General features: G+C 73.0%; 21 protein-coding genes and 1 riboswitch. Of the genes, 15 read left to right on the top strand and 6 right to left on the bottom strand.

Annotated features, from left to right (window positions below):
- The first annotated feature begins 120 nt into the window (after positions 1 to 120).
- From RI138_RS30860 to RI138_RS30905, 10 genes are all read left to right on the top strand, one after another.
- Positions 121 to 1,737 carry an ABC transporter substrate-binding protein gene (locus RI138_RS30860; RefSeq protein WP_311122550.1) on the top strand — a complete coding sequence of 539 codons (1,617 nt, stop codon included), beginning with the start codon at positions 121 to 123 and terminating at the stop codon, positions 1,735 to 1,737.
- Positions 1,738 to 1,760: 23 nt separating this feature from the next.
- The gene (locus tag RI138_RS30865; RefSeq protein ID WP_311122551.1) at positions 1,761 to 2,726 is read left to right on the top strand and encodes an ABC transporter permease; all 966 of its coding nucleotides are present in this window, start codon (positions 1,761 to 1,763) and stop codon (positions 2,724 to 2,726) included.
- On the top strand, positions 2,719 to 3,576 hold the full coding sequence (locus tag RI138_RS30870) for an ABC transporter permease (RefSeq protein WP_311122552.1): 858 nt from the start codon (positions 2,719 to 2,721) through the stop codon (positions 3,574 to 3,576). Before RI138_RS30865 ends, RI138_RS30870 begins: the two co-directional genes overlap by 8 nt.
- The gene (locus RI138_RS30875; RefSeq protein WP_311122553.1) at positions 3,573 to 4,574 is read left to right on the top strand and encodes an ABC transporter ATP-binding protein; all 1,002 of its coding nucleotides are present in this window, start codon (positions 3,573 to 3,575) and stop codon (positions 4,572 to 4,574) included. The genes RI138_RS30870 and RI138_RS30875 overlap by 4 nt, the downstream gene beginning before the upstream one ends.
- Entirely contained in the window at positions 4,567 to 5,241 is a 675-nt protein-coding gene (locus tag RI138_RS30880) for an ABC transporter ATP-binding protein (protein WP_311122554.1), read from the top strand. Before RI138_RS30875 ends, RI138_RS30880 begins: the two co-directional genes overlap by 8 nt.
- A gap of 440 nt (positions 5,242 to 5,681) precedes the next feature.
- Positions 5,682 to 6,560 (top strand): phosphatidylinositol-specific phospholipase C/glycerophosphodiester phosphodiesterase family protein, encoded by an 879-nt coding sequence (locus RI138_RS30885; RefSeq protein ID WP_311122555.1) that lies wholly within the window; start codon positions 5,682 to 5,684, stop codon positions 6,558 to 6,560.
- Positions 6,561 to 6,677: 117 nt separating this feature from the next.
- Positions 6,678 to 6,872: a hypothetical protein gene (locus RI138_RS30890; protein ID WP_096627319.1), complete on the top strand. Its 195-nt coding sequence runs from the start codon at positions 6,678 to 6,680 to the stop codon at positions 6,870 to 6,872.
- A 70-nt stretch (positions 6,873 to 6,942) separates the two neighbouring features.
- Positions 6,943 to 7,683, top strand: coding sequence for an FYVE zinc finger domain-containing protein (locus RI138_RS30895; protein WP_311122556.1), 741 nt, complete (start codon positions 6,943 to 6,945; stop codon positions 7,681 to 7,683).
- 145 nt (positions 7,684 to 7,828) lie between these two features.
- Entirely contained in the window at positions 7,829 to 8,218 is a 390-nt protein-coding gene (locus RI138_RS30900) for a hypothetical protein (RefSeq protein WP_311122557.1), read from the top strand.
- An 88-nt stretch (positions 8,219 to 8,306) separates the two neighbouring features.
- Positions 8,307 to 8,486 carry a CsbD family protein gene (locus RI138_RS30905; protein WP_311122558.1) on the top strand — a complete coding sequence of 60 codons (180 nt, stop codon included), beginning with the start codon at positions 8,307 to 8,309 and terminating at the stop codon, positions 8,484 to 8,486.
- 115 nt (positions 8,487 to 8,601) lie between these two features.
- Here the strand turns inward: RI138_RS30905 and RI138_RS30910 are convergent, their stop codons facing one another.
- Positions 8,602 to 9,270, bottom strand: coding sequence for an endonuclease (locus tag RI138_RS30910; RefSeq protein ID WP_311122559.1), 669 nt, complete (start codon positions 9,268 to 9,270; stop codon positions 8,602 to 8,604).
- Entirely contained in the window at positions 9,267 to 9,461 is a 195-nt protein-coding gene (locus RI138_RS30915; RefSeq protein ID WP_311122560.1) for a DUF6480 family protein, read from the bottom strand. Before RI138_RS30915 ends, RI138_RS30910 begins: the two co-directional genes overlap by 4 nt.
- Before the next feature lie 116 nt (positions 9,462 to 9,577).
- Between RI138_RS30915 and RI138_RS30920 the strand changes: the two genes are divergently transcribed.
- Positions 9,578 to 10,783, top strand: coding sequence for an FUSC family protein (locus RI138_RS30920; protein ID WP_311122561.1), 1,206 nt, complete (start codon positions 9,578 to 9,580; stop codon positions 10,781 to 10,783).
- A gap of 145 nt (positions 10,784 to 10,928) precedes the next feature.
- Positions 10,929 to 11,120 (top strand): DUF6381 family protein, encoded by a 192-nt coding sequence (locus RI138_RS30925; protein WP_311122562.1) that lies wholly within the window; start codon positions 10,929 to 10,931, stop codon positions 11,118 to 11,120.
- Positions 11,121 to 11,300: 180 nt separating this feature from the next.
- Here the strand turns inward: RI138_RS30925 and RI138_RS30930 are convergent, their stop codons facing one another.
- Positions 11,301 to 12,308: a PHP domain-containing protein gene (locus tag RI138_RS30930; protein WP_311122563.1), complete on the bottom strand. Its 1,008-nt coding sequence runs from the start codon at positions 12,306 to 12,308 to the stop codon at positions 11,301 to 11,303.
- 89 nt (positions 12,309 to 12,397) lie between these two features.
- The gene (locus RI138_RS30935; protein WP_311122564.1) at positions 12,398 to 13,948 is read right to left on the bottom strand and encodes a helix-turn-helix domain-containing protein; all 1,551 of its coding nucleotides are present in this window, start codon (positions 13,946 to 13,948) and stop codon (positions 12,398 to 12,400) included.
- 200 nt (positions 13,949 to 14,148) lie between these two features.
- Here RI138_RS30935 and RI138_RS30940 point away from each other — a divergent pair, with 200 nt between their 5' ends.
- Together RI138_RS30940 and RI138_RS30945 are read left to right on the top strand one after the other, a co-directional pair.
- On the top strand, positions 14,149 to 14,763 hold the full coding sequence (locus RI138_RS30940; protein WP_311122565.1) for a hypothetical protein: 615 nt from the start codon (positions 14,149 to 14,151) through the stop codon (positions 14,761 to 14,763).
- 88 nt (positions 14,764 to 14,851) lie between these two features.
- Complete coding sequence (locus RI138_RS30945) at positions 14,852 to 17,527, top strand: SpoIIE family protein phosphatase (protein WP_311122566.1); 2,676 nt, start codon at positions 14,852 to 14,854, stop codon at positions 17,525 to 17,527.
- An 84-nt stretch (positions 17,528 to 17,611) separates the two neighbouring features.
- On the opposite strand, the gene RI138_RS30950 is transcribed toward RI138_RS30945, so the two are convergent.
- Entirely contained in the window at positions 17,612 to 18,973 is a 1,362-nt protein-coding gene (locus tag RI138_RS30950; RefSeq protein ID WP_096627332.1) for an FAD-dependent oxidoreductase, read from the bottom strand.
- 482 nt (positions 18,974 to 19,455) lie between these two features.
- A riboswitch (cyclic di-AMP (ydaO/yuaA leader) is annotated at positions 19,456 to 19,614 on the top strand.
- A gap of 3 nt (positions 19,615 to 19,617) precedes the next feature.
- On the opposite strand from RI138_RS30950, the gene RI138_RS30955 reads away from it, so the two are divergent.
- The gene (locus RI138_RS30955) at positions 19,618 to 20,472 is read left to right on the top strand and encodes a LysM peptidoglycan-binding domain-containing protein (RefSeq protein ID WP_311122567.1); all 855 of its coding nucleotides are present in this window, start codon (positions 19,618 to 19,620) and stop codon (positions 20,470 to 20,472) included.
- A gap of 77 nt (positions 20,473 to 20,549) precedes the next feature.
- On the opposite strand, the gene RI138_RS30960 is transcribed toward RI138_RS30955, so the two are convergent.
- The gene (locus tag RI138_RS30960; RefSeq protein ID WP_311122568.1) at positions 20,550 to 22,067 is read right to left on the bottom strand and encodes a PucR family transcriptional regulator; all 1,518 of its coding nucleotides are present in this window, start codon (positions 22,065 to 22,067) and stop codon (positions 20,550 to 20,552) included.
- Between the last annotated feature and the right edge of the window lie 17 nt (positions 22,068 to 22,084).

Below are 22,084 nucleotides of genomic sequence, written 5' to 3' on the forward strand. Positions count from 1 at the left end.
CCACCGGCCCCGGTACCCCCGTCCCACCTGCTGAGGCGGGGTGTACCGGGGTCTTTTACGTGCTGTTTAATTGCGTACTGTTCGCAACAACAGTCGATCTTGAACAGGGATGTGCAGAGTATGACGGCCCGATCGATACGGGGGGCGGTCGCCGCCACGCTGGTGACCGCACTGTCCTTGACCGCGGCGGCCTGCTCCAACCCGGACAGTTCCACGGGCGGCTCCGCGACCGGCTCCACCTCGGCCGTCGTCGGCATCGCCTACGAGCCCGAGAGCCTGAGCCCGCTGCTCGGCTACGGCAAGGACGGCAACTCCAAGATCTTCGACGGGCTGCTCGCCCTGGACGCGGACATGCAGCTCCGCCCGGCTCTCGCCGCCGCGCTTCCCGAGGTCAGCGCCGACGGACTCACGTACACGTACAAGCTGCGCCAGGGCGTGAAGTTCAGCGACGGCGAGGCGTTCAGCGCCGAGGACGTCGTCTTCACCTACCGCACCATCCTCGACGAGAAGACCAACAACGCCTCCCGCGCCGAGCTGGACGCCGTCAAGGACGTCACGGCCAAGGGCGAGGACACCGTCGTCTTCACTCTCAAGTACCCCTACGCGCCCTTCGCCCAGCGCACCGTCCTGGCCATCGCCCCCGAGCACATCGCGGGCAAGCAGGACGTCAACAACGGGGCCTTCACCACCCGGCCCATCGGCACCGGACCCTACGTCCTCACCAAGTGGTCCAAGGGCGAGAAGCTCAGCTTCACCGCCAACCCCCACTACTGGGACGGCGAGCCCGAGGTGAAGAAGTTCACCATGGCGATCATCAAGGACGACGACGTGCGCGCCACCCGGCTGCGCTCCGGAGACCTCGACGGCGCGATCCTGCCGCCCAACCTCGCCAAGGGCTTCGCCGACGACAAGGCCAAGAAGACCTACGCCGCGACCACCTACGACTACCGCACGGTGACGCTCCCCTCGCACAACAAGGTCGCGGGCGACACCGCCGTACGCCGCGCCCTCGACGTCGCCGTCGACCGCGAGACCATGGTCAAGGCCATCCTCAACGGCGACGGCAGGCCCGCCTACGGGCCCGTCCCCACCGACAGCGAGTGGTTCACCAAGGGCACCGAACGCCCCCACGACCTCGCCGCCGCGAAGAAGATCCTGGACGAGGCGGGATGGAAGCCCGGCAAGGACGGCATCCGCGTCAAGGACGGCGTGCGCGCCGCGTTCCCGCTCTGGTACCTCAGCGGTGACAAGCTCCGCCAGGAGCACGCCCTCGCCTACGCCTCCGACGCCAAGAAGGCGGGTATCGACATCCGCACCGAGGCCGGGACCTGGGAGGTCATCGAGCCCCGGATGAAGCACGACGCCGTTCTCGCGGGCGGCGGCTCGCCCGCCGACCCCGACTTCGACCAGTACACCCTGCTGAAGTCCTCCCTCGCGGGCGACGGCTTCAACAACATGGCCTGGTACGACAACAAGGCCGTCGACGCCGCCATCGAGGCGGGCCGCAGGAGCGGCGAGCCGGCCGAGCGGAAGAAGGCGTACGACACCGTCCAGCGCGAGCTGGTGAAGAACCCGGGCTACACCTTCCTCACCCACATCGACCACCTCTACGTCGTCGACGACCGCTTCGGCGCGCTCACCACCCAGGTCGAGCCGCACGACCACGGGCTGGCCTCCGGCCCCTGGTGGAACGTCGAGAAGTGGAAGACCGAGAGCGCCGGAGGCACGGACAAGTGAGCCGCCGCCTCCCCTGGGGGCCGATGGCACGGATGACGGGACGGCGGGCCCTGTTCGCCGTCCCGGTCCTCCTCACCGTCACCTTCGGTGTGTTCGCCGTCGCCGCCGCGTCCCCCTTCGACCCGGTCAAGGCGTACGCGGGCACCGCCGGGCTCACCGCGTCCCAGGAGAACCTGGACCAGCTCCGGGCCAACCTCGGCGTCGACCAGCCGCTGGTGGCCCGCTGGTGGAACTGGCTGACCTCGGCCCTCCAGGGCGATCTGGGCGACTCCAGCGTGATGCGCCAGCCCGTCGCCGACGTCATCGCGGAGCGCCTGGGCTGGTCCGTCCTGCTGGCCGCCACCGCCTTCCTCATCGCGATCCTGCTCGGTACCGGACTCGGCGTCCTCGCCGCCCGCAGGCCCGGCGGCTGGCTCGACCGGGGCGTCAGCTCCGCCGCGTACACCCTGGAAGCCGCCCCCGCCTTCTGGCTCGGGCTGCTCGCCATCTGGGTCTTCGCCCTGAAGCTGGACGTCCTCCCGGCCGGCGGACTCACCGACACCGCCAGCGAGACCATCACCTTCGGCCAGGTCGCCTCCCACCTCGTCCTGCCCGCGGCGGTCCTCGGGGTCTCCCAGCTGCCGTGGTTCTTCCTCTACGTACGGCAAGGAGTCACCGACGCCCTGGCCGAGGACCCGGTCCGCGGTGCCCGCGCCCGGGGGCTGAGCGAGCGCACCGTGCTCCTCGGCCACGCGCTGCGCTCCGGGATGCTGCCGATGCTCACCCTGATCGGCTCCCGCGTCCCCGAACTCATCACCGGCGCCCTGCTCATCGAGACCGTCTTCAGCTGGCCCGGCATCGCCGCCGCCACCGTGCAGGCCGCCACCTCCGTCGACTTCTCCCTGCTCGCCGCGCTCACGGTGCTCGCCACCGCCGCGGTCCTGCTCGGCAACCTGCTCTCCGACCTCCTCTACGGGCTCGCCGACCCCCGGGTGGCCTTCGATGGCTGAGACCGCACTCGCCCCGCCGGGCCGCACCACCCGCCGCGTCCGGGTCGTCACCTCCGTGGTGATCGTCGCCGCCGTCGCGCTGGCCGTCCTGATCGTGCCGCCGCTGGCCCAGCTCGACCAGCAGGCCGTCGACCTCTCCAACAAGCTCCACCCGCCGTCCTGGGCCCATCCCTTCGGCACCGACGACGTCGGCCGCGACCTGCTGCTGCGCTGTGTCTACGGACTCCGCGTCTCGCTGCTCGTCGGCCTGGTCGCCGCCCTCACCGCCACCGTCATCGGCACCGCGATCGGTGCGCTGGCCGGGGCGTTCGGCGGCTGGCCGGACCGCGTCGTGATGCGGGTCGTCGACGCCCTGTCCTCCATCCCGCACCTCCTGCTGGGCATCTTCATCGTCGCGATGTTCCGGCCCGGCGTCTGGCCGGTCGTCATCTCGGTCGCCCTGACCCACTGGATCTCGACCGCCCGGATCGTCCGCTCCGAGGTGCTCTCCCTGCGCTCGCGCCCCTTCATCGACGCGGCCGTCTCCGGCGGGGCCTCGCGCACCCGGGTCATCGTGCGGCACCTGCTGCCCGGGGTGCTCCCGCAGGCCGGTCTCGCGGCGGTGCTGATGGTGCCGCACGCGATGTGGCACGAGTCCGCGCTGTCCTTCCTCGGCCTCGGGCTCCCGGCCCATCAGGCGAGCCTCGGCAACCTCGTCCAGTCCGCGCGCGGTTCGCTGCTCGCGGGGGACTGGTGGCCGACGCTCTTCCCCGGCCTCTTCCTGATCATCCCGACCCTTGCGCTGGCCGGTCTCGCCGGAGCGTGGCGCGACCGGATCAACCCGCGCCGGAAATCGGAGCTGATGCTGTGACCGACGACCGCGAGAACACCGGTGCGCCGGTCCTCGACGTCCAGAACCTCTCCGTCCGCTTCCGGATGCGCGGCGGCCGGGACATCGCCGCCGTCAGCGACGCCCGCTTCTCCGTCGCGGCGGGGGAGTGCCTGGCCCTGGTCGGCGAGAGCGGCTGCGGCAAGTCCGTCCTGGCCTCCGCCCTGCTCGGGCTGCTCCCCGCCAACGCCGAGACCACAGGCAGCGCCGTCCTCGGCGGGGACACGGACCTGCTCACCGCCGACGAACGCACCCTCGCCCGTACGGTACGGGGACGGCGCATCGGCCTCGTACCGCAGAGCCCCGCCGCCCACCTCACCCCCGTACGCACCGTGCGGGCCCAGCTGGAGGAGACGCTGCGGGAGCTGACCGGGGCGAGGGGGAGCGCCCTGCACAAGGCGGCCGTGGCAGCCGCCGCCCGCGCCTCATTCCCCGACGGCCACCTCGACCGCTACCCCCACGAACTCTCGGGCGGCCTCGCCCAGCGCGCCGCCACCGCCCTCGCCCTGATCGGCGACGCCCCGCTGCTGCTCGCCGACGAACCGACCACCGGACTCGACCGGGACCTCGTCGAGCGAACCGTCGACGAACTGCGCCGCCACACCGACGAGGGCCGGGCGCTGCTGATCATCACCCATGACCTGGCCGCCGCCGAACGCATCGCCGACCGGGTCGCCGTGATGTACGCGGGACGGATCGTCGAGATCGCGGACGCCCCCGGCTTCTTCGGCGCCCCGGGCCCCCGCCACCCCTACGCCAAGGGCCTCCTGGACGCCCTGCCCGAACGGGACTTCGCCCCGATCCCCGGCATGCCCCCGGAGCTGGGCGCGCTGCCCGACGGTTGCGCCTTCGCCGCCCGCTGCGCGTACGCCGACGCCCGCTGCACCGGCGAACGCCCGGCCTTCACAGCGGACCTCGCCTGCCACCACGGGCTGACCGGGCGCGCACACTCCCCGACGAAGGAGTCCGCCGATGCTTGAGCTGACCCGGATCACCGCCGGATACGACCGCCGCGACCCCGTCGTCCGCGAGGTCTCCCTGTACGTCGGCCCGGGCGAAGCGGTCGGACTCCTCGGCCCCAGCGGCTGCGGCAAGTCCACCCTGGCCAAGGTCGCCGCCCTCCTCCACCGCCCGGACTCCGGAACCATGACCCTGGACGGCACGGTGGTACGCGGCTGGCGGCACCGCGCCCCGCAGGAGCAGCGCACGGCGATCGGCGTCGTCTTCCAGCAGCCCCGGCTCTCCGCCGACCCCCGGCTCAGCCTCCGCGAGCTGATCGCCCAGCCGCTGCGTTCCACCGGGCGCCGCCACGAGGTCCCGGAACGGGTGGCCGAACTCGCCCCGCTGGTCGGCCTCTCCGACGAACTCCTGGAGCGCCGCCCGCACGCGGTGAGCGACGGCCAGCTCCAACGGGCCTGCCTGGCCCGGGCCCTGGTGCTGCGGCCCCGGCTGCTGATCTGCGACGAGATGACCGCGATGCTCGACGCGTCCACGACGGCCGCCCTGGTCGCCGTGGTCGAGCGCTACCGCTCCGACTCCGGGGCGGCCCTGCTGGCCGTCGGCCACGACCGGGTGCTGCTGGAGCGCTGGTGCGACCGTACGGTGCGCTGGGGCGAGCGGAGCGCGGAGAGCGTTCCTGCCGGGTGAAGGCTCTCGTGCCTGCTGCGCCCGCTGCCGTCAGCCCTTGAGGGACTCGTCCGTCGGTTTCTCCGGCAGCGGCGACGCCCCGCCGGGCTCGGTGCAGATCTTCCTCCCGTCCTTGAGGTGGGCGCAGGCCCACGCCGCCGCCGGATACGGCCCCTCGACCCAGTCGGGCCGTGCCGGCCGGGGTGCCGGTGCACCCTGGGCTGCGGGCCCGGTGGACGTGAAGGGCGTGCACGGAGTGCGGAAGATCCGTGGAACCTCAGGTCAGGGCAGCTGAGTCGACGCGGAACGCGTCCATCGGGAGACGCGGGGCAGAGGTGGCCGGGGCGTGAAGCATCGCCGAACAAATGTCAGGTACCTGACGTATTGGTGGATGCGCCTCCATACTCGTCGCGACCGTCCCCCTCCTTTGTCCCCCCCGCCCGTCCGCTCAGGGAGTCTCCATGGCCCACCCCACCCGCCGCCGCGCGCTCACCGTCGCCCTCGCCACCGCCGCCGCGGGCGTCGCCGTCCCCACCGCGACGGCGACCGCCGCACCCGCCCGCCCACGCGGCCCGCGGCCGTTACGTCACGCCCACGCGCACAACGACTACCTGCACCCCCGCCCGCTGCTCGACGCCCTCGCGCACGGGTTCACCAGCGTCGAGGCGGACATCTTCCTGGTCGACGGGGAGCTGCTCGTCGCCCATGAGCCCGCCGGGCTCGACCCCACCCGGACCCTCGCCTCGCTCTACCTGGACCCGCTGGCCGCCCTGGTCCGCGCCGGGCACGGCAGTGTCCACCCGGGCCACCGTGCCCCGCTGCAACTCCTCATCGACATCAAGGCCGACGGCGTCGCCGCCTACCGCGAGCTGGACCGGCAGCTGCGCCGCCACCGCCGCATCCTGACCCGTTGCAGCCACGGCCGCGTCCGCCCCGGGGCGGTCACCGCCGTGATCTCCGGCGACCGGGCCGCCCGCGGCCCCATGGAGGCCCAGAGCACCCGCTACGCGTTCTACGACGGCCGCCTCGACGATCTCGGCACCCCGGCCCCCGCCTCCTTCGCCCCGCTCGTCAGCGCCAACTGGACCCAGACCTTCGGCTGGCTCGGCGCGGGCCCCTTCCCCCGGGCCGAGCGCGACCGGCTCCGCACCCTCGTCGCCGCCGCCCACCGCGAAGGCCGCCGCATCCGCTTCTGGGCCACGCCCGACCTGCCCGGCCCCGAGCGGACGGCCGTCTGGACCGAACTGCTGGCCGCCGGGGTCGACCACCTCAACACCGACGATCTGGCGGGGCTGCGACGCTTCCTGCGCGCCCGACGGGACGCCGGCCCGACCCCGTAACGCGTCACCTCCCGGAAGTACCCGTTCGGCGGACACGCCAGTCCGCCGAACGGTCCCTCCGCTACGCCACACTGGCGGCCGAATGCCGCAAATCAGGCGCGGCGGAGGAGGTTGGTCATGGCCATTTCGATCTCATTGGTGCTGCTCCTGGTGATCCTCGCGGTGATCTTTCTGCGCAACGGCGGTCTGAAGGTCTCGCACGCACTGGTCTGCGCCCTGCTCGGCTTCTTCCTGGCCGGTACGAGCATGGCGCCGACGATCCACGACGGCGTCGGCGCCACCGCCGACCTGGTCAGCAGCCTGCACCCCTGACAGCGGCGGGTTCCGGGGAGCGGTGGGGGATCGTCCGCGAGCGCACCGGCGGATCCCGCACAATGGGCAGATGTCTTTTCCGCCTCCCGGCCGGCACTCCGGCGCCGCCCACCACGAGCACTGCGCCACCGGTCTCTGCTGCCGGTGCCAGATGCGGATCTGGACCACCAAGGCGGGCAACGAACGGCTCTGCGGTCCGTGCGCGGCCTGCTGCCACGCGTGCGGCAGGGCCCCCGCCCCGCATCTGGACGGGCTCGACGGCGGACTGTGCGCCGAGTGCCGCGGACTGTGCGGCCGCTGCCACGCACGGAAGCGGCCCGACGGGTCCTGCGGCTGCGACCGCTGGCGGGAGAGCGCCAGGAGCAACCCGCGCGGCTACGTCCTCCAGGCCCTGCCGCCCCAGCTCCTCCAGGCGCTCGGCGGCCGCGTGCCGAGCACCGTCCACGACCTCATCCACCAGGAGATCGCCACCCGCAGCGCCGGCCAGCTCCGCGAGCGCATCGAACGCCGCTGGAACCTGCGCTGGGCCCACGCGCTGGGTGAGCTGGACGAGGACGGCCGCCGCCGCTGGAGCGCCCAGGACATCGCCGAACAGCTGCTGCGGCCCGGCTCGTGTCCCGACCGGCAGTGCGAGGACGGGTACCTGCTCACCACCGACGCGGCCTGTCCCCGCTGCCGTCAGCCCCTGCACCGCTTCGTCACCTCGGTCGCCGACCACACCGCCACCCCGGAGCGCGCGCGTGCCACCGCGGCCGAAATCCGTCAGGCGATGCGGGATAGCCGCTCGCGCAAGCGGATCCCGCCGCGCTGAGCGGCCACGGGGTGCCCGCGCGACCGGTCGGCTGATCGCGGTTGCTGCTTCCACGAGAGGGAGCCCGAACGGCGTCGTCGCCGTACGCGACACCCCCCGGGGTACGGGCGTGCGGACCGGACGTGGTGCCCGGGCCGTACGCCCTATGCTCGCGCCCATGGAGCAACGGGAAGTCGTGAAGCGCGTGATCGGCATCCTCACAGAGGCGCGCGAAATGCAGCGCCTGCTGGAGGCGGACCTCGAACGGGAAGACCTGGACGCGGGAGCGGGCGCCGTCACGGCCCTGCTGAACGAGACAATGCCCCACATCGCCATCCCCGACGACTTCTCCGTCGAGGAGGTGGTGGCCGTGGTCGGACGCGAGGTGGGTGGCGCGGTCGAACAGCTGGTGAGCGCGTTCACCCTCGCGTTCACGATGCTGGCACAGGTCCACGACTCCGGGCAGACGGACGTGTCCTCGGCCGACGTCCTCCAGGACCTCGCTCTGCGGGTCGAGGGCGGCGGGCCGGACGAAGGCGAGGAGCCGCTGCTGTAACCGCCGGGCCGCGGCCCCTGCGTTCTGCCGCGCGGGTACGCATAGTGGAGGGAGAAGCGCGTATCTCCCTCGCGCCATGGAGGCAGCTGTGGGAAAGAACACCGACATAGCCCGCGCCAAGGCGCGGAGGCTCAAAGGCATGATCAAGGAATCGGACGGCATCGCCCTCGACAACGATCGGATGAAGGCCGAGGGCAGAAGGGAACAGGCCAAGGCCCGCCGCGAGGAGGCCCGGGCGCGCGCAGCGCGGACTGCCTCCCACGGCTGAGGCCGGTGCGAATGGGGCCGCCCCAGGGGGTGTCCGGCGGACCCGGTCATGATCCGCCGGACACCCCCTGGCGCCGCGTGCGGTACGGGCGGCCCTTTCGCTGGTGGACGGGCCTTCAGTCGGTCCGTGCCCTCTCCCGGACCGTGGCGGCGAGGTCCTGGTCGAGGGCCACCCGGACCAGGGCCGCGGCGAACGCCGCCCCGTCCCGGCCCCTTGCCACCTCCGCCAGCCTGTCAGGGGAGGTGGGCAGACCGATCCGCTCGGCGCCCTGGATTCCCTTCGCGCCGATCCAGGGCCCGGTCTCCGGCCAGACCGCCTGCACCTCGCGCACGAAGATGTCCGCTCCGGCCGGTCCGATGCCGGGGACCCGCTGGAGTCCCTCCCGCAGCTTCTCGCCGTCGCCGTCGGCCTCCCGGCGCAGTCGCCGCAGATCCCCTCCCCACACGTCGAGGATGAGTTCCGCACCCTCCCCGAGTTGGGTGGAGGTCCGTTCGTCGTAGCGCCGGTAGCCGCCCTCGCCCAGCGCGTCGACCCGCTGCTGCCAGGTCGCTTCCGCCATCCGGCGCGGAGTGCGCATGCCGTGCGCGAACAGCGCCTGCGCGGCCGCCACCGCGACCGAGGCGCGGATGCGTGCGCTGAGCAGATGGCTCAGCGCCAGGAGCTGATACAGGGGCTGCGGTGTGTCCCGCAGCCGGATTCCCGCCTCCGCCGCGTACGTCCGCCCGCACTCCGCCAGCAGCGCGTCGGTGGTCCGCCGCGCCGCCGCGGACACCCGGGAGCTCATCCGTAGCCGAAGATCCGGGCGATGAAGAACCCGGCGACCACCAGCGCGCCCACCACGATCAGGCCGGTCCACACGGCCGGGTGCTCCCAGAGGCCGCCGTCCGCGCGTTCCTCGTGGGCCTCGCTGATGGAGCCCTCGGCCGGTGGGGTCTCACCGGGAGGACGCAGTTCTTGGGGGTGCGAAACAGCCATACCCCCAGGGTCTCTCCGTACGCTTCCGCGCGCACGCCGTCCGGGGGCAGGGCCGTACGGGCGCACCGGCGGGGGAGAAGCGCTGCCGCGCCCGGAGATCGGGGCACCGTCAAGGAATGCCTGGAGTCTCCGCCCCTGTCGTCAAACTCGTGCAACGCACCACGGAACCCGCCGGGGTACAGACCCTGCGGTCCACGGCGGCCGCCGTCATCGCCTACTCCGTGGCCGTGTGGACGCTGCCCGAGCCGGCCCCGCTGACCGCGCCCCTCACCGCGCTCCTGGTCGTCCAGGTGACCCTGTACGCGACCCTCACCACCGGGGTCCGCCGGGTGAACTCCGTCGTCGTCGGCGTGCTCATCGCCATCGCCTTCAGCTCCCTGGTGGGGCTGACCTGGTGGAGCCTCGGCCTCACCATCTTCACCTCGCTCCTGATCGGGCGGCTGGTGCGGGTCAACGAGTTCGTTCCCGAGGTGGCGATCAGCGCCATGCTCGTGCTCGGTGTCTCCCAGGTCGCCGACACCGCCTGGGACCGGGTGTGGGAAACGCTGATCGGCGCCGTCGTGGGCCTGCTGTTCAACCTGGTGTTCGCCCCGCCGGTCTGGGTGAGGACGGCGGGCTCCTCCATCGAGTCGCTGGCCACCCGTATGGGCACGATGCTCCGCAGCATGGGCGAGGAAGTGGTCGGCAACAACCCCGTACCCAGGGCCGCCGCCCGGCTCCACGAGGCCCGCAGGCTCGACCACGACATCGTCGAGGTCGACGCTTCCCTGCGCCAGGCGGAGGAAAGTCTCACCCTCAATCCCAGGGTGAGACAAGGGCTGCTCCACCGGGTCGTCCTGCGGTCCGGGCTCGACACCCTGGAGATCTGCGCGGTCGTGCTGCGGGTCCTCTCCCGCACCCTCACCGACCTCGCCAAGGCCCGTACGGAGGAGTCGCTGTTCCCGGCCGATGTGGCGGAGCTGCTCCAGGAGCTCTTCGGCCGGCTCGCCGAGGCGATCGAGAGCTTCGCCGTCCTGGTCACCACCCAGCTCGCCGCCGACGCCGATGTGGCGGAGCAACGCCTCGCCGACGCCCTCGTACGCAGCCGCGCCACCCGCGACCGGGTCGCGGACCTGCTTCTGGAGGACGTCCAGGAGCACCCTCGGCAGTGGCAGCTGCACGGGGCACTGCTCGCCGAGATCGACCGGGTGCTCGCCGAACTCGACATCGACGAGCGCACCAAGCGCCTGGGCGAGGAGCTGGACCGCCGCTCGGCCGAGGCCCACGCGCACCACCCCCGGCTGCGCGCCCTGCTGAAGCGGCTGGGCAGGCAGCCCGACTGACCGCCGCCGGGCCCGGTACCCCGCTTCCGCCGCCGCCGGGCCCGGTACCCCGCTTCCGCCGTGGCCGGCGGGCGGCGCGGGATGCGGATGCGGCCGGTCACTGGTTCGCTTGGGGGCAGTGGTCCCCAGCGTCCAAGGAGTGGTGATGAGCGGTTCGGACGAACCCGCCGACCTGGCTCGGCAGATGCGTGAGAAGGCCCAGCAGCTCGCCGAGGCCGCGGAGCGCGCGAGCGACCCGCAGGAGAAGGAGCGGCTGGCGAAGAAGTCCCGGACGATCCGGGACCGGAGCGAGCAGCAGAGCGCGATGGCGGCGGGCGACATCCACCCGGAGAAGTAGCCCCGGCCCGTGTGCACGTGTCCCCTTGCGTACGTGTTCCTGTGCGTACGTGCCGCCCTTGCGTACGCAGTACAGCCATCGCGCGCACCGCATCCCCGTGCACACCCGTCCCGGTCCCGCCCGGGGCGGGTGTCGTCGCTGCCTGCGCACCGTACGCACCGCACGTGCCGTGCGTACGCGTCACCCGGCCCACTCCAGCAGCCGCTCCGCGCTCCACGTCGTCACCACGCGCTCGGCAGGGATCCCGCATTCCTCGGCTCGCGCACAGCCCGACAGCTGCCAGTCCAGCTGCCCCGGAGCATGCGCGTCCGTGTCGATCGAGAACAGCACGCCCGCCGTTTCGGCCTCGCACAGCAGCCGCAGGGGCGGATCCTGCCGTTCCGGGCGGCAGTTGATCTCCACCGCCGTCCCCGCCTCGGCACAGGCGGCGAAAACCCGGCCCGCGTCGAACCGCGACTCCGGCCTCCCGCGACCGTCCAGGAGCCTGCCCGTGCAGTGGCCGAGCACATTGGCCTGCGGATGACGCACCGCCGCTTCCAGGCGCCGGGTCATCGGGCCAGGGTCCATGCGCAGCTTGGAGTGGACGGAGACCACTACCACGTCGAGCCGTTCCAGCAGCTCGGGCTCCTGGTCGAGCGAACCGTCCGGGAGGATGTCGCACTCGATGCCCGTCAGCAGCCGGAACGGAGCCCACTCCTCGTTGAGCCGCTCCACCACCGTGAGCTGCTGCCGCAGCCGATCGGGCGACAGGCCGCCCGCCACCGTCAGCCGGGGCGAGTGGTCGGTGAGCACCGACCACGCATGCCCCAGTTCCGCCGCCGTCCGGCCCATTTCCTCGATCGGGCTGCCGCCGTCCGACCAGTCCGAGTGCAGATGGCAGTCGCCGGTCAGCAGGGCGCGGAGTTCCCGGCCGCCCTCGGGGACCGGTTCCGCCGCTGCCTCCCGCTCCAGCCGGTCCAGATAGGCGGGCACCCCACCGGCCAGGGACTCGCGGATCACCTCGGCCGTACGGGGGCCGATTCCGGCGACCCTCTCCAGGGAGTTCGCGGCCGCCCGCTCGGCAGCCTCCCCGTCGTCCATCGCGTCCACGACGGCGGCTGCCGTCCGGAAGGCCTTCACCCGGTGGGTGGAGGCTTGCGAGCGTTCCAGCAGGAAAGCGATCCGCCGCAGAGCGGTGACAGGGTCCATCCGCACCTCACCTCCAGCCGTGCGCGCGCCGCCTGTCACCAGCATGGCCGCACCCGGGCCCGTACGCCTCCGCGATCCCGCTCACCGCGTCAGGAGGACGGCTCCTCGGCCTCGTCGGCTTCCTCCCGTGTGACCCAGCGCCCGGTGTCCGTGTCGTAGTCGTGGACGGGCCGCCCCCGCGCCCCGCTCGTACGGAACGGGCGCCCGTCGTCGTCGATGCGCACCGCCCCGGACCGGCCCCCGCTGCTCCACACCAGCTCGGCGAACCAGTAGCAGTCGCAGCGGACCGTGCGGCCGGTGACGAGGAAGACCTCCGGGTCCGAGGCCGAGACGCGGTACGGGAAGGCGACCGCCTCGATCGGCACGCCCGAGTCGTTGCCCGGGACCGATCGCGCCACGGGACGGGGGACGTCGAGGTCGACGTCGAACACCCGCGGGGTCAGCGCCCCGCCGCACCCGGGGCTCATCCGGTACACCCGGCCCCCGACGGGCGCCCCGCGCTCGACGACCCGGATGCGCAGCGCCTCCAGCACCACGGCCCGCTCGTCCCGGCCCTGAACGGTGATCCGGACCCCGGTGTCGCCCGCGTGCACCGCGCCCAGAGCCTTCGCCCAGGCTGCCCCGTCGGCCTCGACCGGGGGCGGCGGGACGGCCGCGGGCGCGCGGTCGACGAGATAGGAGTGGCCGCAGCCGGACTTCCACACCTGGTCGTCGCTGGTCCAGGTGAACGGCACCCGCCCGGCTCCGGTCCCCGGGTCCGGGTCCGGCTCCGTGGAGGGCCCCGGCGGCCCGGGTACCCCTTCCTGCCGTGCGACCCCGGGCGGCGCTGTTGACCGGGGACCGCGCGACGGAGCGCCCGACGGTGTCCCGGGTGCGGGTGTGCCGTCCGTGGCGGACGGCTCCGGGACGACCCCCGGGGGGATGCCCGGCCCCTGGGCCGCCGACGGCAGCCGATCCTGCCCCGGCAGGAACGGCAACCGGGTCCCGCCGAAGCCCGTGACCAGGGCGAGGACGACAACGGCCGCGGCGAGGGCGGCGACCGCCTGCCCGTACCGGCGCACCCGCCGCGAGCGACCCGGCGCGGCCGGGAGGGCCCGGCCCTCGGCGCCGTACGACGCCCCGGGCCGGGGCCCCTCGCCGTCGCCGGGTCCCGGCGCGGAGCTCTCACGTGCGGCCTTCGCCACCGTCCCGGGCTCCCCGGCCCGCACCAGCCCCGCGCCGGGAGTCTTTCGTACAGCCTCTGCCTCCCCACCGGCGGTGGGCTCAGCGCCGGGAGTCTCCCGTGCAGCGTCTGTCTCCCCACCGATGTTCGGCCCCGCGCCGGGAGTCTCCCGTACGGGTTCGGCCGCAGCGTCCCCCGCCCCCTGCCGGTCGAGGCGCTCCGCGTCCGCCAGGAGCCACAGGCGGTGCAGGGCCTCGCGTTCCCCGCCCGGCGCTCCGCACAGCCGGGCCAGCCGTTCCACCGCGGCGAACTCCGCCGGCACCGTCCGTCCGGTGCAGTAGCGGTGCAGCGTCGATCCGCTGACCCCGACGCGACGGGCCAGCGAGGCATACGTCCGGCCCGAGCCCTCCCGCAGCGCGTTCAGCCGCTCCGCCAGTGCGTCACGCGCGCACCCCTCGGCCTCGTCACCGTCACTCAAGCCGCTCGACCTCCTCACAGCCGTCCCAGGGCGTTCCAGCCCTCCGGAAACACCCACGTCACCGGGGGTGGGACGGTTCCAGCCCGGCCGGAAGCAGTGTCGCGCTTGTCCGGAGCCTGGGCGGCCGCCCAGGCTGGTGCCCGTTCCCCTACGACTCCCGTACGGGAACACGACCGACCGCCCGAACGGGGAGCTTCACCATGCACATGATCCGCACCGCACTCCTGACCGCCGCAGCCGCGGGCCTGGCCGCCACCGCGCTGGCTTCCGTGCCCGCCGCCGCGGCTCCCGCCCCCGCCCCCGCTCCGAAGTTCCTCAGCGCCGAGGAGCTGCCCGCGTCCCACACCCCGTGGACCGCGGGCCCGGTGCGCAAGGGCCTGCCCGAGTACGGGGCCGTGTGCACCGGCGAGACCACCCCGGCCGCCGGTACCCGCCACCGGGAATTCCGTACCGAGCTGGACACCGGCGCCCGCCAGATCATCACCGTCGCCCCCACCACCGCGAAGGCGAAGGCGCTCGCGGCGAAGCTGCGGACCTCGTTCGAGACCTGCCTCGACCGGCTCAAGGAGCAGGACCCGGGGCTGGAGGGCGAGTCCTTCTACCACGGCCGCGTGAACGTGGCGGACGGCGCGCACGTCTACAGCATCGACACCTCCTACCCGGAGGTCGGCTCCACCGACATCGGCCTCTACTCCGTGGGCCGCGACGGCCGCGCGGTGACCGTCGTCGAGTGGGGCCAGCTCGGCGATCTGGACGGCGCGCCGTTGGAGGGATTCAGGAAGACGACCCGCACCGCCGTCGCCAAGTTGTACTGACCCCCGCCCCCGCGACCGGCCGCCGACGGGGGGGCGGCCGGTCGCGCCGGAGGTGCGAGGCCCCCCTGACCGGGAGCATCCTGGCTGTGTGACCCGGCACGGTACGACCCGGCACACCCCGCCCGCCGGAAGCGGGGACACGGACGGGGCGGGCGAGGACGGCCGCGTACCGGACGAGCTGTCCCTCGTCCTCGCGCAGTCCCTGGTCAGCGCCGTCGAGTCGTCCGACGGCTACGCGGGCGGGGTGTACCTGCGCACGGGGACGCCGGGGCTGCTGCGCCTCGCGGTACTCGCCGGACTGCCGGGCCCGCTGTTCCGGCCCTGGTGGCGGATGCATGTGAACCGCCCCTTCCCGGTCTCCGAGGCCTACCGCTCGGGGCGGCCCGTACTGCTCGCCGACGCGGAGGAGGCGATGCGCCGCTTCCCACAGCTGATGGCCGGGCTGCCGTTCCCGTTCGGTTCGCTGTGGGTCCCCGTCACCGGGCCCCTCGGCAGCATGGGCGTACTGACCGTTCTGCGGGCCTCCACCCCGGGGCGGCCGATCGCCGCGGCCGACGGGGACCGGCTCCACCGGCACGGCCAGCGGCTCGGTGACGCGCTCACCGATCTGGAGCGGCGGGGCATCGACTGCGTATGGGAGAGCGAGCCGGTCCCCGTGCAGCTGCCCGCCGCCACCGCGCCCCCGGTGCGGGTCGGCCGCTTCGACTGGGACCTGCACTCCGGGCAGGTCGCCGCCGACGACGAACTGTGCGCGATCCTCGGCTTCGAGCCCGCAGCCTTTCCCGGCACCGTCGACGCGCTGGCCGCACGGCTGGTCCCCGAGGACGTGTACGGGCTGTGGGCCCTGGCCCGGCAGACGGTGGAGTCGGCACAACCGGTCGTCCGCCGCATGCGGCTGCGCGGCCCCGACGGCCGGTCCCATCTGCTGGAGCTCTCCGGCCGCTGGACCCATCCGCAGGGCGACGCGGACTCCAGCCATCTGACCGGGTTCCTGGTGGACCTGGGCGCGGGCCCCGTCGTGCCGGAGGCCGCCGACCGGCTGCCCCGGGGCGTCCTCTCCCTGGACCGGCTCGGCCGGATCACCTACGCCAACGGCCTCGCCGAAGAGCTGCTCGGCCACTCCCGCACGGAGCTCGTCGGCCGCCTGGTGTGGCAGGCCCTGCCGTGGTTCGGGCACGAGGCGTACGAGGACCACTACCGGGCCGCCCTGATCGCCGACGAGCCCGTCCACTTCCTCGCCCGCCGCCCGCCCTCCCGATGGCTGTCCGTCTCCCTGTATCCGGGCCACGACGGGGTGAGCGTCGTCCTCCAGGCGACCGACCGGCCGGCCTACGCCCCCGGATCCGTCACCGCACCGGGCCTGGGCATCGGCTCCACCGCCGACCGCTCCTCCGCGCTCTACCGACCGGTGGCCCTCGCCATCGCGCTGACCGAGGCGGTCACGGCCCGTCAGGTCTCCGCGGTGGTCACGGAGGAACTGCTGCCCGCGTTCGGCGGCCGCCAGCTCGCCATCTATCTACTGAACGAGCGTCATCTGCACCTGGCGTGGGAGACGGGGTTTCCCAAGGGCTTCCTCGACCGCTTCGACGGGGTCGGGCTCGACGTCAGGATTCCCGGGGTGGAGACCCTGACCACCGGCCGCCCGATCTTCTTCGAGTCCATGCAGCGCCTGGCCGAGGCCTACCCGGGCATCCCCATGGACGCGGACGTCGGGGCCCGGGCCTTCCTGCCGCTGATCGCCTCGGGGCGGCCGGTGGGCTCCTGCATCCTCGGCTTCGACCGGCCCCGCGGCTTCAGTCCGGAGGAGCGCACGGTCCTGACCGCGCTGGCCGGGCTCATCGCGCAGGCGCTCCAGCGCGCCCAGCGTTACGACAGTGAGTCGGCCCTCGCCCGCGGACTCCAGGACGCCCTGCTGCCCCACCGGCTGCCGGAGGTCGACGGGGTGGACACGCTGGGGCGCTATCTCTCCGGCACCCAGGGCATGGAAGTGGGCGGCGACTGGTACGACGTCATCGAGACCGGTCACGAACTCGCCCTGATCATCGGCGATGTTCAGGGCCACGGCGTCGCCGCCGCCGCGACGATGGGTCAACTCCGCAGTGCGGTCCGGGCGTTCGCGCTGAGCAACCATGATCCGCAGGAGGTGATGAGCGGGACGAACCGGCTGCTCATCGACCTCGACCCGGGCCAGTTCGCCAGCTGCTGCTACGTGGCCCTCGACCCGGCGACCGGGGTGGCCCGTGTCGTACGGGCGGGGCATCCGCAGCCCGTGCTGCGACGGCCCGACGGCCGGACGGAGGTGCTGGACCTGCCCGGCGGCATCGTGCTCGGGATCGACGGGCAGGCGGCCTATCCGGTCACCGAGATGCGGCTCGAACCGGGCGCCATGCTCGCGCTCTTCACCGACGGCCTGATCGAACGCCCCGGTACCGACATCGACGAGGGGATCGAGCGGCTGCGCGCCACCGTCGAACGCATCGGCGCCGTCCCGCTGGCCGAAACGGCCGACCAGGTCATCGGGGAGGCACGAGCGGCCATCGACCGCCCCGACGACATCGCGATCCTGCTGGCCGCCCGCTGGGCCGGGACCTCGGCGGTCCGTCGGCCCGCCGAGGCGCACACCCCCGGACCGGACCTGTGGCGGACGTTCCGGGGTGCGGAGCCGGGGCGCACGACCGAGGCCCGGGGCCGGCCCCGCACGGATGACGGCACGGCGGCCCCGAGTCCGGCCCGGACGGACGTCAGCCCCGGTCGGGACCGGTGAGGGCCCCGGCCAGGGCTGGGCGGTGTCCGCCGGGACGTGCCCGGCCGCCGGTCAGGTCCGGCGCCCGAGGTGCCCGGCCGGCGATCAGGCGCCCGAGGCCTTCAGCATGCCCTCGCGCTCCACGACCTTGATCCGCTCCCGGCCCTGGGCCGCGCCGAGCGCCTGCTCGTGCGCGTCCAGCCTGTGCCAGCCCTCCCAGGTCGTGTACCGCACGCCCCGGTCCTCCAGGAAGGCCTCGACGGCCTCGGGGGCGGGCGTAGCCGGCTCGGGCAGCCGACCGGCGGCGCGGTCCTCCAGGAGGCAGGCCACCGTCTCGTTTGCGTCGCCCTTCGTGTGGCCGATCAGGCCGATCGGACCGCGCTTGATCCAGCCCGTGACGTAGACCGAGGCCATGTGCTCGTCCCCGGAGATGACCCGGCCCGCCTCGTGCGGGACGGTGCCGGAGGCCACGTCGAAGGGGAGCTTGGGCAGCTCCTCCGAGTAGTAGCCGACGGCGCGGTAGACGCTCTGGACGTCCCAGTCGGTGAACTCTCCGGTGCCCCGGACATTGCCGGTGCCGTCCAGCTCGGTGCGCTCGGTGCGCAGCGCCGCGACCTTGCCGTCCTCGCCGAGGATCTCGACGGGGGACTCGAAGAAGTGCAGGAACAGCTTGTGCGGGCGGTCGCCGACATCGCGGATCGCCCAGTTCTCCAGGGTCTGCGCGACCATGTTGGCCTGCTTGTTCTCCCGGCGGGTCGCGATGGAGCCCTCGTCGTACTCGATGTCCTCGGGGTTGACGATGACTTCGATGTTGGGGGAGTGGTCCAGCTCCCGCAGCTCCATCGGGCTGAACTTGGCCTGCGCCGGGCCACGCCGACCGAAGACATGCACCTCCAGCGCCTTGTTCGCCTTGAGGCCCTGGTACACGTTGTCCGGGATCTCGGTGGGCAGCAGCTCGTCCGCCGTCTTGGCCAGGACCCGGGCCACGTCCAGCGCCACGTTGCCCACGCCGAGGACGGCGACCTTCTCCGCGGTGAGCGGCCAGGTGCGGGGGACCTCGGGGTGACCGTCGTACCAGGAGACGAACTCGGCCGCGCCGTAGGAGCCGTCCAGTTCGATGCCGGGGATGTCGAGCGCCCGGTCGGCCTCGGCGCCGGTGGAGAAGATCACGGCGTCGTAGAACGAGCGCAGGTCGTCCAGGCCGATGTCGTTCGGGTAGCTGACGTTCCCGAAGAGGCGGATCTGCGGCTTGTCCAGCACCTGGTGGAGGGCCTTGACGATGCCCTTGATCCGGGGGTGGTCGGGGGCGACGCCGTAACGGATCAGGCCGAAGGGCGCGGGCATGCGCTCGAAGAGGTCGATGGAGACCCCCGGGTCCTGGCAGACCTCGGATTTGAGCAGCGCGTCCGCAGCGTAGATACCGGCGGGGCCGGCTCCGACAATGGCGACGCGGACGGGGCGTGTCATGGCGTGGTGTTCCTTCGGGGCGGGCGAACGCGGGCAGGTACAGCGTACGTCGGAGGTAAGGGTTGGCTTACTAGTCTCCACCCCACACCGTAAGCGATCGCCCGGCGAGCCCTTCGACCGGCCCTGGCCAGTGTGCCCGATAAGTCCATTTCGTCATGTCGATATGGTCGATTTACCTCTTTTAGAAACTCTCATCCATAAAAGGCTCATTGGGGTGCTTGAGGCTTTTGCCTGCCCGTGTTTTCGCCATCTCCGGTGGACGTGGTGAGCGTCACGTCGTGGGGCGCGGACGGTGATCCGGAGGGTTCGGTTCCCTTCTGCGCGAAGAAAGTTGACGCGGTGACGGTGCGGCCCTCGACGGAAATCCTCTGTTTCGATCATGCGGAAAAACAGCAATGCGGAATGCGGGGCTTGTTCTGTTCGGCGTTTCTCGCCTACCGTCACCGTCAATCCGGATGGAACGCCGAATCCTGCCGCCGTCCGGGAATCCGAAACCCACTCACGTACGGCAGGAGCGGGGGACCCAGGTAAGTCGCCGAACCGTTACCGGAACGGCTTGGGGTGAAGTCGCATGCCCATGCGGCCAGACATCTCCCGTCTGAACCCGACAGCTCACCTCGCAGGCGCCGGAGAGGAAATTCCCCATGCCCGCACAGGGTAAGCACCGCCGTCCCAAGTCCACCTCGCTGAGTCGCGGCCTCGCCGCCGTGACCACAGGCGGAGCCGTTCTCGCCCTCCCGGTGATCGGCGCCACCACCGCCTTCGCGGCCCCCGCCCCGGCCGCCCAGCAGCAGGCCGTGGCCCCGGTCTCCGTGGCCGCCCAGGTGAATTCCGCAGCCAAGGCCGCTTCCGGGGCCACCGCGAAGGCCGCGCCCGCCAAGCATTCCGTGGCGGCCGGGGAAAGCCTTTCCAAGATCGCCCGCGAATACTCCGTCAGTGGCGGCTGGAAGAAGCTCTACGAAGGGAACCGGAAGGTCATCGGCGGTAATCCCGACCTCATTCACCCGGGTCTCACGCTGACCATCGGCGCCAAGGCTGCCGCCCCGTCGGAGAACAAGCCCGGCAAGGCTTCCGCGAGCGCCGCCCGCGGTGAGTCGGCTGACCGCGCCGACCGTTCCGAGCGCGCCGAAGCCCCGGTGGCGAAGGCCGCCCCGGCCGCCGAGAAGCCGACCGCGTACACGAACGACCTCGACGGCTGGATCAAGGAGTCGCTGGCGATCATGGCCGAGCGCGGCATCCCCGGCAGCTACGACGGCATCCACCGCAACATCATGCGCGAGTCCTCCGGCAACCCGAACGCCATCAACAACTGGGACTCCAACGCCGCCAAGGGGACCCCGTCCAAGGGCCTGCTCCAGGTCATCGACCCGACCTTCCAGGCCTACCACGTGCCCGGCACCTCGACCGACAGCTACGACCCGGTCGCCAACATCACCGCCGCGTGCAACTACGCCGCCGACCGCTACGGCTCGATCGACAACGTCTTCGGCGCCTACTGACCGAGGCGCGGAGACCGGAAGGCGGTGCCACCCGTTCGCGGGGTGGCACCGCCTTCCGCCGTTTCCCGCTCCCGCCGTCAGGTACGCCGGTAGGTGCGGCCGCCGCGCCGGGGCAGGGCCCGCGGGTCGTCCGCGCCGTCGGTGGCCGCGGTGGTTTCGAGAGCCAGGTGGAGCTCGGCGCGGACGGCGGCGTCATCGAGGTTCCGGTCGAGGTGCTCGGCGCACTGGGCGAGCCAGACCGTCAGAGTGGTGCGGTGGACGTGCAGTTCGGTCGCGGCGGGCGCGGTCTTCGCGTGGTGGCGCAGCCAGCAGGCCAGCGCGATCCGCAGGTGCGGTTCGAGACCGCCGACCAGAGCGGTGGCCCAGGCGAGGGCGGGGGCGGTGTCGAGGATTCCGGCGGGCAGGGTCTTCAGCCGGGCCGGACCGTACGGGCCTGCGGTCGCTGGGCTTCCCGGCGGCGTCCGGCCCGAGCCCTCCTGCCCGCCGTCGTGACCGTGGCCGGGGTGGTCGCCGGAGGCGGGAGCGCGCAGGGCGAGGAGCAGATGGGCCCGCACGGTGGCGTCGTCGAGGTCCGTGCCGAGCAGGGCGGTCAGCTCGCGCAGCCGGGTGCGGAGGGTACCGGCGGAGAGGCCGAGCGCGGCGGCGGCGCGCGGGGTGCTGCCGGTGCGCAGCCACACCAGGAGCAGGTGCCGGTGCTGCGGCGTGAGCGGGCCGAGGACGGCGGCAGCCCACCGGCTGTAGGAGCCGGGGTCCAGGAGGCGCACGAGCTGCGTGGCGCCCACGGCATCGGCGGGGACGACACGGCGGGCGGGGGTGGCGCTGTGCCGGGCGGCGGCCGCGTCCGCGTGCGCGGTGGGCATGTCCGCGAGCGGGAGCGGTCCGGCGAGGCCCGCGAGGAGGTGGTGGCGTTCGCTGACCCGGGAGACCAGGCGGAGGATCCGCCCGTTGTCCTGGCCGCGGTGGAGTTCGGCGACCAGGAGCTCGCCGTCCAGCTCGCCGATCAGGGCGCAGGAGCCGCTGTGCCCGGCGAGGGAGGGGCGGGCGGCGCGCCAGAGGACCTGGTGGGCGGTGGGTACGTCGGGGCCGGTGAGCCGGTAGACCGTGACATGCGTGAGGCCGTCGGCGCCCAGGGTGTCGGTGACGGCGGTGGTGTGGCCGCCAAGGAGCAGCCGGAGCAGCGTGGAGTGCAGCCGCATCTGCTCGGCGCGCAGTTCGGCGGCGCGCTGCCCCCGGACCTCCAGCAGGGCCGCGGTGGTGGTGGCGACGAGGGCGGTGTGCTCGGCGCGGACGACGGGCGCCGGGTGCAGGACGAGGACGGCCCCGGCCGCCGGGCGCAGGACGTGGTGCGGGTGGTCCTGCGGGTGGGACGCGGCCCGGACGCCGGTGGCGGCCGCGATGGCGGGGGTGCTGTAAACGGCTCCGGCGATCGGGTCGGCCAGCACCGCCGAGCCGTTGATCAGGGTGGCGGCCTCGCTGATCAGGTGCGCACCGGAGCGCATAGCGGCCCGCAGGAGCCGGTCCGCCGCGGCTTCCCGCGTATCGCGGGGGCGGAACGGATCGGCTTCGAAGGGCTCTGCCGTACCTCTGGTGCTCATGCTGTACGCCTCTGCGG

It is taken from the genome of Streptomyces durocortorensis, from assembly GCF_031760065.1.
In the GTDB taxonomy this organism is placed as follows: Bacteria; Actinomycetota; Actinomycetes; order Streptomycetales; family Streptomycetaceae; genus Streptomyces.